This window comes from Halomonas sp. MMH1-48 (assembly GCF_022348105.1).
In the GTDB taxonomy this organism is placed as follows: Bacteria; Pseudomonadota; Gammaproteobacteria; order Pseudomonadales; family Halomonadaceae; genus Vreelandella; species Vreelandella piezotolerans.
Genome location: NZ_JAKRFL010000021.1, coordinates 1 through 14,647, shown reverse-complemented (window position 1 = coordinate 14,647; position 14,647 = coordinate 1). Strand labels below are relative to the sequence as shown.

Here is a 14,647-nt window from a genome sequence, read left to right as displayed (position 1 = left end):
CCTGGAACGTCCCTCTACCCGTGCGAACGACGACAAAAATTCAGTAAAGGAGAGCATGATGCACACCGAGAACATGCATGCCCAGCAGCAACAACTGATCAACGGCACTTGGGTCGTCGGCAACGCCGAGCCTTTTACCAAGCATGATCCGGTGGCGGGTATGCTGCTTTGGCAAGGAGCGGCAGCTTCCAGCAGCCAAGTCGGCGCTGCGGTGGAGGCGGCGCGAGCGGCATTCCCGGCCTGGGCACGTACGCCTTTTGCTGAGCGTCAGGCGCTGGTTGAGCGGTTTGTCGAGGTCGTCACCGCTCGACGAGAAGACTTAGCTATTGCCATTGCCTCGGAAACCGGCAAACCGCTGTGGGAAGCTCGTACCGAAGCAGGTGCGATGATTGGTAAAATCGCGCTCTCTATCAAGGCCTACCACGAGCGCACCGGGGAGCGTGAAAAAGCCGTCGGCAGTGCCAAAGCGGTCCTTCGTCATCGCCCCCACGGCGTCATGGCAGTATTTGGCCCCTATAACTTCCCTGGCCACCTGCCCAATGGCCATATGGTGCCCGCCCTGTTGGCGGGTAACACCGTGGTGTTCAAGCCCAGCGACCAAACCCCGCTCACCGCGGATCTCACCCTGCAGTGCTGGATAGAAGCCGGGCTACCTGCTGGGGTGATCAACCTCGTGCAGGGCGGTGTGGCCGTGGGACAGGCGCTCTCTGCCCACCCCGGTATCGACGGTCTGCTGTTTACCGGCAGTGCCAAAGTGGGTGGCATGCTGCAGCAGCAGTTTGCCGGGCAGCTGGATAAAATCCTCGCGCTGGAATTAGGCGGCAACAATCCGCTGGTGGTGAAGGATGTGGAGGATGAGCGCGCTGCCGTGCTGACGATTCTCCAGTCGGCGTTTCTCTCAGGGGGGCAGCGCTGCACTTGCGCCCGCCGCTTGATGGTGCCCCAAGGCGAGGTGGGCGACCGCCTCATCGATGCGCTTTCGGATGCCATCGCCAAGCTGCACGTGGCGGGGCAGTTCGACGAGGAGCCTGCGCCGTTCTATGGCGGCTTGGTCAGCGTTGCCGCCGCCGATGGCCTGCTCAACGCCCAGGATGAACTGGAAGCCATGGGCGGCACCGTGATTAACCGTATGCAGCGCCTCAAGGAGAATACCAGCCTGCTCAGCCCCGCGCTGATCGACGTGACGGGTTTGAACGTGCCCGACGAGGAGCACTTCGGCCCGCTGCTGAAAGTCCATCGCTATACGGATTGGGATGAGGCGCTTGCCCTGGCCAACGACACCCGCTATGGCCTGTCGGCTGGGTTGATCGGGGGCGAGCAGGCGGATTGGGACGACTTCCTGCTGCGTATCCGCGCCGGTATCGTCAACTGGAACCGCCAGACCACCGGTGCCTCGGGCGATGCGCCCTTCGGCGGCGTGGGCGACAGCGGCAACCACCGCCCCAGTGCCTACTACGCCGCAGACTACTGCGCTTACCCGGTCGCCTCCATGGAGGCCGAAAGCCTGGAAATGCCCGAAACCCTGCCACCGGGAGTCCATCTATGAGCCTGAACAGCATCCGGGAAGTCAACTTCGATGGCTTGGTAGGGCTTACCCACAACTACTCGGGGCTTGCCCACGGCAACGTGGCCTCCATGAGCCACGGCGGCTTGGTTTCGAACCCCAAAGAGGGTGCGCTGCAGGGGCTGGCCAAGATGAAATCGCTGATGGACGCGGGCTACGCCCAGGGTGTTTTGCCGCCGCAGCAGCGCCCCGATTTGGGCGCGCTGCGCGACTTGGGCTTCAGCGGCAGCGACCGTGAGATGCTGGCACGTGCCGCGACACAAGACCCTCAACTTTTGCGAGCCGTGTGCTCGGCGTCCAGCATGTGGACCGCCAACGCGGGCACCATTACGCCTAGCGTGGATGCACCCGATGGTCGGATGCACATTACCCCGGCCAACCTGCAGTCGAGTTTCCACCGCTACCTGGAGCCGCGCACCACGGGGCGCGTGCTCCAGGCGATTTTCCGCGATGAGCAGCACTTCGCCCACCACCCGGTGCTGCCCGCCACCCCCGCGTTTTCCGATGAAGGGGCGGCCAACCACACCCGGCTGTGCGGTGAGTATGGCGAGCCCGGCGTGCACCTGTTCGTGTATGGCCGACAGGCGTTTGGCGGCGGGCGGAACGAGCCCAAGCGTTATCCGGCCCGGCAAACGCTGGAAGCCAGCCAGGCGGTGGCCCGCCAGCACGGGCTGAGCGACGCCCAGACCGTATTTGCTCAGCAGCATCCCGAGGCCATCGATGCCGGGGTGTTCCACAACGATGTGATTGCCGTGGGCAACGGCCCGGTGCTGCTCTACCACGAAATGGCATTTCTTGATGAAGAGCACACGCTTAACGAGCTGCGCGCCAAGATGAGCACGCCGCTGATTCCTGTCCGGGTGCCGGTGGAAGCGGTGAGCATGGAAGACGCGGTAGCGTCGTACCTGTTCAACTCGCAACTGCTCTCCAACCCGGATGGCACCATGACCCTAGTGGTGCCCAGCGAGTGCCAGGAGCGGGAATCCGTGTGGCGCACGCTGAAGGACTTCATCCTGGCAGGCAATAACCCCATTGGCGAAGTGATCGTCAAGGACGTGAAGCAGAGCATGCGCAACGGCGGTGGCCCCGCCTGCCTGCGTTTGCGCGTGGTGCTCAGCGAGGCCGAGCGGGCTGCCCTCAGCGGTCGGGTACTGCTCGATGATGCGCTTTACGACGACCTCACCGCCTGGGTGAGCCGCCACTACCGCGACCGCCTCGCCACCGACGACCTGGCCGATCCGCAGCTCGCGACGGAGGTGCTCACCGCGCTGGATGAGCTGACGCAGCTGCTGAACATTGGCTCGGTGTATCCCTTCCAGTTGGGGTAACGGTTGCAGGTCCTTCATCCACCTTTTGTCGGCGATAGAGCGAGAAGCTATGACGCCGGTATTCCGCGCGACGAACGATAGGACCTTTGCTGAAACGCTCATTCGTCGCAACATGACGGCTTACTACGAACGGTTGGGATGGCACTGGGATACCCAACTGTTCGCTAAGCAGTGGGGCGAGATGGACAGCATCGAACTCTGCGTGAACACCTCGCGCGTCGGGCTGCTGTGTCTTTATCGCGACGACACTGCTTACGACATTCGCGAATTGCAGATCGATCCTCCATGGCAGCGGCGAGGGTTAGGTACGGCGGCCATCCATTACGTCGAGGATCTCGCTCGGCAGGCCGACGTCGCCTCACTGCGTCTGCGCGTGTTTCGTATCAACCCTGCCCGCCATCTCTATCAGCGCCTGGGGTTTCGAGTGTGTCGAACCGACGGCGATGTCATCACCATGCAGCGAACACTGCGTTAAATCACCGTCTCCCGTCGGTCATCTCTGTGTCCTGACGGCTGCCCTCGATGGACGCCTGTTGGGCAACATCCTCCCTGTCAGGGCAAGCGCTTTCCTTTATATGAATTTTATTCATTTTTAGTTGAGTCGATATCGCTTTTCATTCATCTGTGTGGTCTGGCATAAAGGGCGCATTCGTTTCGACGGGAGCTGAACGTTCACTGGCAGCGCCGTCGCCAATCTCGACCAACAGGGTGCCTGTTCGCGATGAGCTACGACTTTACCTTCGACATCAAGCGCGTCCGGTTCGACGAACACTACCGTCCTGCCGAGAGCACGCGTACCACGACCAACTTCGCTAACCTCGCCAGGGGGGAGCGCTGCCAGGAAAACCTGCGTAACGCGCTGACCATGATCGGCAATCGCTTCAATACCCTGGCCCATTGGGATAACCCCAAGGGAGATCGTTATGCCGTCGAGCTGGAGATCATTACCGGTGAGCTGAGCGTGGCGGCTGAAGGCACTACCTTCCCGGCGATCGAGATGTTGAAGACGACCATCATCGATCGGCATCTCGACAAACGCATCGAGGGCATGACGGGAAATAACTTCTCCTCCTACGTCCGCGACTACGACTTCAGCGTGTGGCTCTCGGAGCACAACAAGGAGCGGTCGGAATTTGGTATTCCGGAGGGGTTTGGCGATCTTCACGGCAAGCTGTTCAAGCGTTTCGTCGACTCCGAGGCGTATCGATCCGTTGCCAGCAAGGCGCCGGTGATCTGTCTCAGCGTTTCCAGCAACAAGGTGTATCGCCAGACGGAAAATCGCCACCCGGTGCTGGGCGTCGAATACGTGAACGACACATCGTCACTCACGGATTTCTATTTCGCCAAGATGGGCCTGCAGGTGCGTTATTTCATGCCGCCCCATAGCGTGGCACCGCTGGCGTTCTACTTTTCCGGCGATCTGCTGGCCGATTACAGCGATCTCGAACTGATCAGCGCCATCAGCACCATGGAGACGTTCCAGAAGATCTATCGTCCAGAAATTTACAACGCTAACTCGGCGGCGGGTAAGGTCTATCAACCGCACCTGACCCATCAGGACTACTCGTTGACCCGCATCGAGTACGACCGCGAAGAGCGCAGCCAGCTGGCCGTCGAGCAGGGCAAGTTTGCCGAGCGCTACTTCATCGAACCTTTCCGTCACGTGCTCGAGCGCTGGTCGGCCGATGTCGCCCTTTGATTCACTGTTTACCAAGGATATTGCTATGAAGACATTGCTGCCCACATCGACGGCCGGAAGCCTGCCCAAGCCCGCTTGGCTGGCCGAACCCGAAAAACTCTGGTCGGACTGGAAGCTGCAGGGCGAGGAGCTGACCCAAGGCAAGCAGGATGCACTGCGGGTATCGCTGCACGATCAGCGCTTGGCGGGCATCGACATCGTCAGCGACGGTGAGCAGACTCGCCAGCACTTCGTCACCACCTTCATCGAGCACTTGAACGGCGTCGATTTCGAGCAGCGCGAGATCGTCAAGATCCGCGACCGCTACGACGCCAGCGTGCCCTCGGTATTGGGTCCCGTATCGCGGGAAAAACCGGTCTTCGTCGAGGATGCCAAGTTCCTGCGCCAGCAGACCGACCAGCCCATCAAGTGGGCGCTCCCCGGGCCCATGACCATGGTCGACACGCTCTATGACGGCCACTACAAGAGCCGCGAAAAGCTGGCCTGGGAGTTCGCCAAGATCCTCAACCAGGAAGCCCGTGACCTGGCAGCGGCGGGCGTGGACATCATTCAGTTCGATGAGCCCGCCTTCAACGTTTTCTTCGATGAGGTGAACGACTGGGGCATCGCCGCCCTGGAGAAAGCTATCGCAGGGGTCGAGTGCGAGACCGCCGTGCATATCTGCTACGGCTACGGCATCAAGGCCAACACCGATTGGAAGAAGACCCTCGGGTCGGAGTGGCGCCAGTACGAAGAGATCTTCCCCAAGCTGCAGGCGTCGAACATCGACATCGTTTCGCTGGAGTGCCAGAACTCCCACGTGCCGATGGAGCTGATCGAGCTGATTCGCGGCAAGAAGGTGATGGTCGGGGCCATCGACGTGGCTACCCACGCCATCGAGACGCCGGAAGAGGTCGCCGACACGCTGCGCAAGGCGCTGCAGTTCGTCGATGCCGACAAGCTCTACCCCTGCACCAACTGCGGTATGACGCCCCTGCCTCGTGAAGTCGCCCAGGGTAAGCTGCAGGCGCTGAGCGCTGGCGCAGCGATCGTGCGGCAGGAGATTTCTCGATAGTCGGCTTGGCCATTAGGCGGGTGATGACCCCCATGCATTGGGACACAGAGAGTGATACAGGCTGACTAGCATTTCCGCTTGGGTATCCTCGTTCCAGCGCTGGGCGTAGATGCGGCCTCGCTGGGCGAGGCGTGTGCGAAGGGCGTCATCGTCGAGCAGCCGGTTGATCTGTTCGGCGAAGTGGCTACGGTGTTCTTCGGCAATTAGGCAGCCCTCGTCCTGCTGTAGAACATCCTGGGTGCCCATGATGGCGGTCGAGACGACGGGGGTGCCCAGCGCCAAAGCTTCCAGTAACACCAAGCCTTGAGTTTCGGTACGCGAGGCAAACACGAAGACGTCGGCTGCTCGATAGGCGTCCTGTAGCGCGCCATCGCGTGGCAGGTAGCCTAGGAAGTGAACGGAATTTAAAAGCCCCGCGTATTCGGCCTGCTGCTTGAGCGATGCCAAGGCAGGGCCCTCGCCCACGACCGCCAAGTGGGTCTCTGGGTGGTGCCGATGCACTTCGGGCAGCATATCGATCAAAAAACCGATGTTCTTCTCGTGTGCCGCACGCCCCACGAAGAGCAGTAGTCGACCGTGCTTCGGAAGGCCGTGGCGCTCACGAAAGTGGGCGCCCACGGTTTGCGTGGTAAAGCGGGTAAGCGATAAACCCGTGGCGATGGTGGCGACGGACGTACGAACGCCATAGGCATTCAGTGCGGCAGCCATGGCCGATGACGGCGCCACGACGGTCGCGAGTTGCTGGCACTGGTGTACCGAAAAGCGCCTAGCGGCAAAACGCAGGCAGCGGCGGGGTAGCCACGGCAAATAGTGGTGCAAATACTCTTCGAACAGCGTGTGGTAGGTGCCGATCACAGGGATCCCAAGCCGTTTGCTCAGTGCCACGCCCGCGTAGTGGGCCACGAAGGGCGTGTGGATATGAATTAGGTCAAATTCGTTGGCTTGCAGTCTCGTCGCCAGCGCCATGATGGCGCGGTAGCGCATCATGCGGTCTTCCGGGTCGCCGAGCACCCCGCGCGAGTCGATGCGCCAAATCTGAGGCCCCGCCTCGTCGTGGTCGGTGTAGCGAGGGCAAATGAGGTTCACCTGATGTCCCTGGCGTTCCAGCGCCCCCCGAAAGCTTTCGATCGACGTCGACACGCCGTTCACCCGCGGGAAATAGACGTCGGAAAGCATTAAAATCTTCATCATGAACGACTTAACGGCTAGGGTGGCTGCCAGTATGGCAACGCGCCGTGACACCGCCATGACAGCTGTGGTGGTGTCGACTTCTTTTCATCATGATGGATATGACATGCGACGTATTTTTGTGCTGCCCACGTCCTGGGCGGGCTGGGGGCTTTTCATTGCCTTTATGATGCTGGTGCTAGCAGGCACATGGCCGGTGATCGGCCTGGTCAATCGGGCTACGCTGGTAATGGGGCTGCCGCTGATGGTGGTGTGGAGCTATGTGATCATCCTCTCCTGCGTAGCGGTCATGCTGGTGGGCAATCGCATTGTAGAGCGAGACGATCATGAATAGTGCCTGGCCGTTAGTGATCACGCTGTTATACGTGGCCACCGCGATGTTGATCGGCCTTCGCGCACGGGCGGGGCGCTCTATGAATACGCTAGAAGAGTGGGGCGTGGCTGGGCGCAGTATGGGTCCAGTGACCCTCTACTTACTGATCGCGGCGGGCAGTGTGAGTGCTTACACCTTCATGGGCGCACCGGGCTGGGCCTACTCCAAGGGCGTGGCGGTATTTTATGTGGCGGTTTATTTGGCCTATTTAGCGCTGGTGGCGTGGTACTTCGGGCCGAAGGTGTGGCAGTTCGGCGAGCAGTTTGGCCATGTGACCCAAGCAAGCGCCATTGCCGACCGTTATCAAAGCCCTGCGCTAGGGGCGCTCTCCGCGCTGGTGATGGCGGTGGGCTCGGTGGCCTACGCAGTGCTACAAACCATTGGTTCCGCTTATATCCTGTTTGTTATGAGCGGCGGGTTGATACCCGTTTGGCTAGGCGTGCTGTTGGTGCTGACTTGTATAGCCGTGTATCTCTACGCCAGCGGGCAGCGGGCGATAGGCCGCACTAACGCGTTCCAGGGTGTGCTGATGCTGGCGGTGGCCTGGGCGGTAGGCCTGTGGGCCGTACACAGCGCCACCGGCGGGCTGAGTGTTGCCGGGGTGTTCGAACGTATCGCTGCCGAGCACCCTGAGTTTTTGACCCTACCCGGCGCAGGTGGCGATATGAGTGTTAGCTTCTGGACCACATCGATTATCGTGTCGATGCTGTCGTTCATGCCCCCAGTGTGGACGCAGTGGATGAGCGCTTCATCAGCGCGCACCCTGCGTCGTAGCGCAACGTGGCTGCCTACCTATTACGTGGTGATTCTGCCCATGGTGGTGGTGGGTTTCATCGGTATTTTCTCTCTGCCGGAGCTGGCGCGGGCAGATACCGTGGTGCTGGAATACGCCATGCAGCACTTGCCCGTGGTGCTGGTGGGGCTGCTGGGCGCGGGTACCCTGGCGGCTTCCATGTCCTCCAGCGAGCCATTCATTCACTCGGTTTCTCTCTCGGTGAGCAAAGACGTGCTGCAGCCGCTTTTGAAGCTCTCGGAGGGTGACACCGCCCAGTTGGCGCGGCTTTTGATTCTACCCATCATGTTCTTGCTGATTGCGCCGCTGGCGATTGCCGAGCCGGGTAGCCTAGTAATGATCCTGCTGGTAGGGCTTGGTTTTGCGTCGCAGGTGTTGCCTGCGTTCATTGGTATGTTCTTTTGGCCTCGCGCCTCTAGGTTGGGCGTTATGGCGGGCATTTTGGGCGGTTTTGTAGTGACGGTGGCATTCACCACGCTATGGCGACACCCGCTCGGCATTCATGCCGGTTTTTGGGGGCTCATGGTCAACTTGCCGCTGTTCGTGCTGGTGTCGCTGGTGACGCCTGCTACGCGTGAAGAGGTGGTCGAGCGTTTCTTTCGCATTTCAGCCCCTCGCGGACTGACGCGTTTGGGCAGACGGGTGTCTTAATCTGTTAACGTCCATCGTCTACGCTTATCTCAGAGCGTTTTAATGCACTGACAAAGGCACTGCAATGAGCCATGCATTGACTGGACATAACCGCCCTCAACAGGTCATCGAGGCCATTCAACAGGCGAATGCGTCGCTGAGCGCGGCGCATCGGCAGGCGAAATACGCCAAAATGGCAGCCTCTCCTTATCGTTTCTTTCGCGGTTCCAACCATCTGTATTGGCAGGATGTTTGGCACGACTGGCGCTTCGCGCTGTTCGGCGGCTGGCCCAATACTCAAACATGGCTACAAGGCGATGCCCATGCCTACAACTTTGGCGCTTACGGCCATCACGATGACCAAGTACGCTACGGCATGGATGACTTCGATGATGCGCTCATTGGGGATTATCAGTACGACGTGTGGCGGCTGGCTATCAGTCTCGTGTTGGATGCCTGTGAGAACGCTGAGTTAAGCTCCAAAGCGGTGGATAAAGCGCTCAAAAAATTGCTGGAAGGCTACATAGAGACGCTGAGTGCGTACCGTGATGAAGAGCGGCCGATTTATGCGGTAACGCTCGACAGCGCGAAAGACCCGCTCAAATCCTTTATGGGTAAAGTAGCCGATAAACAAAGCCGGGCGCGCATGCTGGAGAAGTGGACGACTCTTGACCCCGACAAAGGACGTCACTTTGCCGAGCGCCCCGGCAAGCTCGCCAATCTGCCTGCCGATGTAGCAAGCCAGCTACGCCGCATCATCGAGCAGGAGTACCAGCAAACGCTGCAGCACCCCATCAAGGAGAGCGACCCGCAGCACTTCTTCGTCAAAGACACCGCACGGCGTTTGGATGCCGGCACCGGGTCGCTGGGCGTCGAGCGATACTACGTGCTGATCGAAGGCGGGGCAGATCACGAGCACGACGATGTGATCCTAGACATCAAAGAGCAGGTCACGCCAGAAGCCTACCGCCTGATGGACAAAGCGCAGCAGCAGGCGTGGCGCAAGCTATTTCCCAATGAAGGCATTCGCCATGCCGCGGCGTTCCATGCCATTGCCGAACACCCGGATGCCTACCTTGGCTGGTTGACCATGAACGGCAAGGTGTTTTCGGTACGCGAGCGATCACCGTTCAAAAAAGACTATCCCACCCATAATCTTTCTGGCGGTAAAGCCTACCGCAAGCTGGCACGGCAGTGGGGTGAGATTCTGGCCCGGGAACACCTGCGCGGCGCGCAGGCGCTTAACCGAGGCAAAGCCGCACCGTTTGCCAACGCGGTATGCCAGCGATTAGAAGGGCGTGAGGAGCAGTTTATTGGCGTGGTCGCAACGCTTGCTAAGGCCTATGCCGACTGTGTTACTCAAGACTACCAAGTGTTCATGGAGCATTTTCAAGCCAACGACACGGCATTATAGGTTGAGTAGTGCCGTGCCAGTGGCTTAATACGTAACGCGTTAGCTGCTACTGGCACCACCGACGATGCCACTTCTCAAGCCGCTTTCCTGACCGGAGCGGCTTTTTAAATGATGAGACACGGTGTCTTCTGGGGAGCCTGCCATTTCCCGGAACATGCCCATGGAGCCCAGCAGAGCCGAAGACTCATACGGCACGAACACGCGCTCGCCGTCTTTCGCCATGGTGGGCAACACTTTGATATAGCTTTGGCCAAGCAGGTAACCTACCACCGTGCGCTTGTTCTCTTCGCTATCGCCAATAGCGCTCAGCACCAGCTTGATGGACTCCTGCTCACCCTGGGCGCGCAGAATGGCAGACTCTTTATCGCCCTGGGCATTCAAGATGGCGGATTCACGCTGGCCTTGGGCCATGGCAATGGCGGCCGATTTTTCACCCTCGGCTTCGGTCACGGTGGCGCGACGCTTCCGCTCGGCGGCCATCTGTAGGCGCATGGCCGACTCGACCTCTTCCGGCATGGCGATATCCTGCACTTCCACCCGGGAGATCTTGACGCCCCACTTGGAGGCAGGCTCTTCCATCGCCGCCTGAATCTCGTTGTTGACCTCCGCGCGGGACTCGAACAGTTTATCCAGCTCCATCTTACCGACCACCGAACGGAGCGTGGTTTTCGCCAATACCTCGACGGCTTGGCTCATGTTTTCGACTTCATAGACCGCCCGCTTGGGATCGATGATTTGGTAATACAGCGCGCCATTGATGCGCACGGTGACGTTGTCCGTGGTCACCACGGGCTGGCCGGGGAAATCCATCACCGTCTCGCGGCGGTCGATGCGGGTCTCATCGGTGGTGATGGCGGTGTACTCCTCGCCCATTTTGCGATAGCGCAGCATAGTGATGGCGCGGGGCTGTTCGATGAACGGAATGATGATGTTGATACCGCTCTCCAGCACGCGGTGAAAAGAGCCGAGACGCTCGATCACCATCACTTCCGATTGGCGAACGATCACCAAGCCTTTCGAAATGATCAAAATGCCGATGACGACGATGATCAGGCTAATCAGTAGGCCGGGGCTTATCGGTAAATCCATGTCAAGACTCCTGGGTGTTGGGGGTGGCGCGTGAACGATCATCCGTGTCGGATGGCGTTAAGGTGACCAGCGCGGTCGTGCCTTCAAAGCGTTTGAACACGACCTGCGTGCCTTCGGGCAGCTCGGTTTGGCCACTTTCGAGCACACGTAAACGGAAAAAATCGCCGTTTACTTTAATGCCGGTGGCCTGATCATACTCGCGTAAAAGCGTGGTATAGCGGTTGCCTTTTTCGACGCCGGTACCGGTGGTGCCGTAGGCAACCCCTTTGGGGGAGAAGCGTGGCCGAATCACCATCACGCCCACCGGCACCATCACGCCGGCAAAGATGCCCATGCTGAGCAACTGCCAGGGCAGCGATAGCCCCAATGCCGTGACGGCGGCGGTCAGCGCCGCCGCGATGCCGAGCGCCAGCAGCACCATGGCGCCCGAGGTCAGTTCGGCAAGACTCAACAGCAAGGCGAGCACCAGCCAGCTGTAAGCAGGGTTCCAATCCATATTGACTCCATGAATGACGAAAAAGATTGTTTAACAGAGTAACGCACTTAGCCCATATTGACCTGTGGGCTGCCTATAGGTTTTACACTTCGTTCGGCTTTATTGGTAAGTGTTAATGGTTGTGACACGCGATCACGCGTTCCTTCATCAGGAGAAGTCTATGTCTCGTTATGTTGCACTTCGGGCGGTGTCTGCAAAGCCACGTGTGATGCCGGTACTGAGCCTTTGTTTGCTGTCAGGCTTTTTTAATCTCCTCGAATAGCTATGCGCACCATCACACAGAAGAGGGGCATGGCGGCCATCAGCAGCATGGGGGAGAGCACAGCGCTACCCATAGCGACAACCCTGCTGTTATCGCTTATCGAGCCGCAAATGATCGCATGCACAACGATATGAATATGGCGTTTACCGGCCAACCCGACGTGGACTTTGCGCAGGGCATGATTCCACACCATGAGGGCGCTATCGCCATGGCAGAAATTGTGCTGGCGCACGGCGAAGATGACGAAATTCGTCAACTGGCCGAGGACATTATTGCCGCCCAAGAGAGTGAAATTGCTTTCTTGAAAGCGTGGTTGGCTAGGAAAGGGTATTAATTGTCGACTTTATTCTTCAGGTTGATCAATCCCTCGCCACGTTATAAACCTGTAACCACCAACAAGCTGTGAGGGTTGTCGATTTCGATAAGTCATCTCTTCGGGCTGCTTGTCATGCAATCCATAAGCAAACAGCAGCCCTACTGGCTCGGGTAGCTCAGGTGGCGATTCTTCCCTTGTCCACTGATACCACCTGTTAGCTAATTGCGAGTGGTGACGAAGCGTCGCTCGCGCATGCAAATAGGTATTCCTGTCTGATGAACGTTCGCGCCGACGTATATCCCTCGCCTCGCTGTCAACATCTTCGAGCCAGCTCCAAGACTGCTTTAATGAGTCTATAGCTGCATCAATCTCGGCTTGCTCCGCCCTCTGAAGTGACCACTCTTCTTGCTCTCCTGAGATAGACGCCACCAGTGAGCCAATGGTGCGATGGTAATAACGGTTAGGCAGCGCATCTTCGCGTGCTTCTAGAGCAGCCAGTGTGTCCTGATAGTCGCGGTAACGTTGCGCTAGCCAGGCCAGATAAACCAGGGTATGGAAGCGAAAGTTTTCACCTGTAGGACTGCGTCGAGAATTGGTATATCGTTGATAGTGGCGGGCCAAAGCGGGTAATGAATAGCCTTCGATTTCATCATTTAGCTCAAACAGTTGAGCAGTAAATTCGTTCTGTTCTCTCAGCGTGTCCAGCGGCGGAAAAGGCACGCCAGCAATAGTGGCACGGCGATACATGCGGTGCAGGGCGGCACGCGATAATTCTGCGCTAGCTTTCTGTTCGTCGGCTACTAGGCCACCGCCAATATCTTCGCTAATGCCGGGGCACAGTTCTTCATGCCACTGCGAATTTTCCACTCCGAGCGGACGGCAGCGGCGATAAAAACGGCGCTCGTGAGCGGCGATCAAATGCAGTGCCCGCTGGCAGCCTGGGTGAAGCTCACCACCATCATCAAGCACCGGGGTCAACGGGTGAAACCAATCCAACGGCCCCATCTCGGCATGTGTACGGTCCACACAGTCCAACAAGCCTACAAATACGACCTCCACATCGCTGTCCTGATAAACAAAACGTTCGCCATCCTGATCGCACACTTCATCCAGAAGCCGCCGTACAAATGCTTTAGCCATGGCGGCACCAAAATCGAAGCCAAAGACAGAGACGCGTATTCGGGCCAACGGTAGCTCACTGTGTTGCTTAACATCAGCAACGCTGTTGTGGAAATCGCGAACAGCGGAGGAGAGGCGGGTGTGACTCCCGCTCATCAACAGGTTAGCGGCAATGGAAGTGTCCCTGATAGGTGCAGCGGCTTCAATACCCGTGCGAATAGCGGCATCCCGAGCCGATTTTATCCAGTTCCAGGGTTGAGTGATGGATACTTTAAATGAACGCCCAAAAACCTCGTACCAGCGCCCCGAACCACCACCAGAGAGAACTTCTTTTGCGGCATCTGCGCCACTGGAACGTAGCTGTCCTGCGCCCGTTCCGACGGCTTCGCCAGGAAAGCGGTGCGCAGCACCCACCACATCATCTGATAGGCTGGAGTCGAAAGACGTTCCAAGACCGGAGTAATAATGCTTACGGAAAGCATTGCCTACGTGATCATCCTGCTCACGCAAATGGGCTTCAAACATCGCTGATATATTACTAACTTTACCAGTTAAAACATCATCAGAAATGTTTCGGTTTATTCCATCAAAGAAAAACCCCATATCTAAGAATTTACGGCAATCAGCTCCAAATTCGATGTAATTATTACCTTTGTTACGAGAATTGAACGCCTGAAGGTTTTCTAATGTTTCTTCATTCATCGCGTCTTTCCTCCTCACTACGGTACTGGTCTAGCTTTGGAGACCTGATGTTAGAGCTCCAAATCAAGTCAACTTTATTATTCGACAGGAAATGAACATGCAAATACTGGTCTGTTTTATTATGTTCGGGCATAGGCATAGTGACTCTATGGATTTCTTGCTCTAAGCCCTGCCTTTTCTGTTCACCCGTCACGCTCAAAATCCATTCCACCTCGACAGTATCCCCCTTAAAAGACCAGCAGCAGGTTGTTCCTCCATTACCGCCATAGTTACCATCTACAAAGTATCTACCTAGGGGACGATCAGTATGGTTGTATCCAACCAAACTTCCTTTCTTAGACGTATTAGAAAGCATGCTCCAGGCTAGCCATATCATGACTATTCCAGCTAATACCACCTGAAGCCATAGAGGGATTAAACGCATATAACGGCTTATTGCCCAGCGAACTAACATGGTAATTGATTCCTTTTTTTCATAATAAATTCCGAACAGTGCGATGCCTGTCAAGCTTGTTGGAACCTGGAATCAGGCGGCTTCTAATCGCTGATCGCGTTGAACCAGCGGGTCTTCCCGGTCCGGGTTCAGCCAGACCGTCCGGCGCGGTGTCCAGTTCCGAGTG

General features: G+C 58.0%; 14 protein-coding genes. 9 read left to right on the top strand and 5 right to left on the bottom strand.

Annotation, left to right across the window (positions count from 1 at the left end):
* Nucleotides 1–73: 73 nt before the first annotated feature.
* From astD to MHM37_RS14860, 5 genes are all read left to right on the top strand, one after another.
* The gene (gene astD, locus MHM37_RS14880) at nt 74–1,546 is read left to right on the top strand and encodes a succinylglutamate-semialdehyde dehydrogenase (RefSeq protein ID WP_219863913.1); all 1,473 of its coding nucleotides are present in this window, start codon (nt 74–76) and stop codon (nt 1,544–1,546) included.
* Nucleotides 1,543–2,892: an N-succinylarginine dihydrolase gene (astB, locus tag MHM37_RS14875; protein WP_153842664.1), complete on the top strand. Its 1,350-nt coding sequence runs from the start codon at nt 1,543–1,545 to the stop codon at nt 2,890–2,892. The genes astD and astB overlap by 4 nt, the downstream gene beginning before the upstream one ends.
* 49 nt (nt 2,893–2,941) lie before the next feature.
* Nucleotides 2,942–3,367, top strand: a complete 426-nt coding sequence (locus MHM37_RS14870) for a GNAT family N-acetyltransferase (protein WP_139526618.1) — start codon at nt 2,942–2,944, stop codon at nt 3,365–3,367.
* A gap of 246 nt (nt 3,368–3,613) precedes the next feature.
* The gene (locus tag MHM37_RS14865) at nt 3,614–4,591 is read left to right on the top strand and encodes a DUF1852 domain-containing protein (protein ID WP_153842665.1); all 978 of its coding nucleotides are present in this window, start codon (nt 3,614–3,616) and stop codon (nt 4,589–4,591) included.
* Nucleotides 4,592–4,616: 25 nt separating this feature from the next.
* Complete coding sequence (locus MHM37_RS14860) at nt 4,617–5,645, top strand: methionine synthase (RefSeq protein WP_153842666.1); 1,029 nt, start codon at nt 4,617–4,619, stop codon at nt 5,643–5,645.
* Between the two features lie 12 nt (nt 5,646–5,657).
* Here MHM37_RS14860 and MHM37_RS14855 read toward each other — a convergent pair whose 3' ends face one another.
* Complete coding sequence (locus tag MHM37_RS14855) at nt 5,658–6,836, bottom strand: glycosyltransferase (RefSeq protein ID WP_231125563.1); 1,179 nt, start codon at nt 6,834–6,836, stop codon at nt 5,658–5,660.
* Nucleotides 6,837–6,939: 103 nt separating this feature from the next.
* Here MHM37_RS14855 and MHM37_RS14850 point away from each other — a divergent pair, with 103 nt between their 5' ends.
* From MHM37_RS14850 to MHM37_RS14840, 3 genes are all read left to right on the top strand, one after another.
* A complete protein-coding gene (locus tag MHM37_RS14850; protein WP_139526622.1) occupies nt 6,940–7,167 on the top strand; it encodes a hypothetical protein in 228 nt (75 codons plus the stop codon).
* Nucleotides 7,160–8,650 (top strand): sodium:solute symporter family protein, encoded by a 1,491-nt coding sequence (locus MHM37_RS14845; protein ID WP_153842667.1) that lies wholly within the window; start codon nt 7,160–7,162, stop codon nt 8,648–8,650. The genes MHM37_RS14850 and MHM37_RS14845 overlap by 8 nt, the downstream gene beginning before the upstream one ends.
* A gap of 64 nt (nt 8,651–8,714) precedes the next feature.
* Nucleotides 8,715–10,043 (top strand): DUF2252 family protein, encoded by a 1,329-nt coding sequence (locus MHM37_RS14840; protein WP_153842668.1) that lies wholly within the window; start codon nt 8,715–8,717, stop codon nt 10,041–10,043.
* Between the two features lie 39 nt (nt 10,044–10,082).
* On the opposite strand, the gene MHM37_RS14835 is transcribed toward MHM37_RS14840, so the two are convergent.
* Both MHM37_RS14835 and MHM37_RS14830 read right to left on the bottom strand, forming a co-directional pair.
* A complete protein-coding gene (locus MHM37_RS14835; RefSeq protein WP_044629248.1) occupies nt 10,083–11,132 on the bottom strand; it encodes an SPFH domain-containing protein in 1,050 nt (349 codons plus the stop codon).
* 1 nt (nt 11,133) lies between these two features.
* Nucleotides 11,134–11,628 carry a nodulation efficiency, NfeD-like protein gene (locus MHM37_RS14830; protein WP_153842669.1) on the bottom strand — a complete coding sequence of 165 codons (495 nt, stop codon included), beginning with the start codon at nt 11,626–11,628 and terminating at the stop codon, nt 11,134–11,136.
* Nucleotides 11,629–11,876: 248 nt separating this feature from the next.
* Here MHM37_RS14830 and MHM37_RS14825 point away from each other — a divergent pair, with 248 nt between their 5' ends.
* A complete protein-coding gene (locus MHM37_RS14825) occupies nt 11,877–12,224 on the top strand; it encodes a DUF305 domain-containing protein (RefSeq protein WP_153842670.1) in 348 nt (115 codons plus the stop codon).
* Nucleotides 12,225–12,233: 9 nt separating this feature from the next.
* Here the strand turns inward: MHM37_RS14825 and MHM37_RS14820 are convergent, their stop codons facing one another.
* Together MHM37_RS14820 and MHM37_RS14815 are read right to left on the bottom strand one after the other, a co-directional pair.
* Nucleotides 12,234–14,027 carry a DUF2235 domain-containing protein gene (locus MHM37_RS14820; RefSeq protein WP_153842671.1) on the bottom strand — a complete coding sequence of 598 codons (1,794 nt, stop codon included), beginning with the start codon at nt 14,025–14,027 and terminating at the stop codon, nt 12,234–12,236.
* Entirely contained in the window at nt 14,020–14,481 is a 462-nt protein-coding gene (locus MHM37_RS14815) for a DUF3304 domain-containing protein (protein ID WP_153842672.1), read from the bottom strand. The genes MHM37_RS14820 and MHM37_RS14815 overlap by 8 nt, the downstream gene beginning before the upstream one ends.
* Nucleotides 14,482–14,647: the final 166 nt, after the last annotated feature.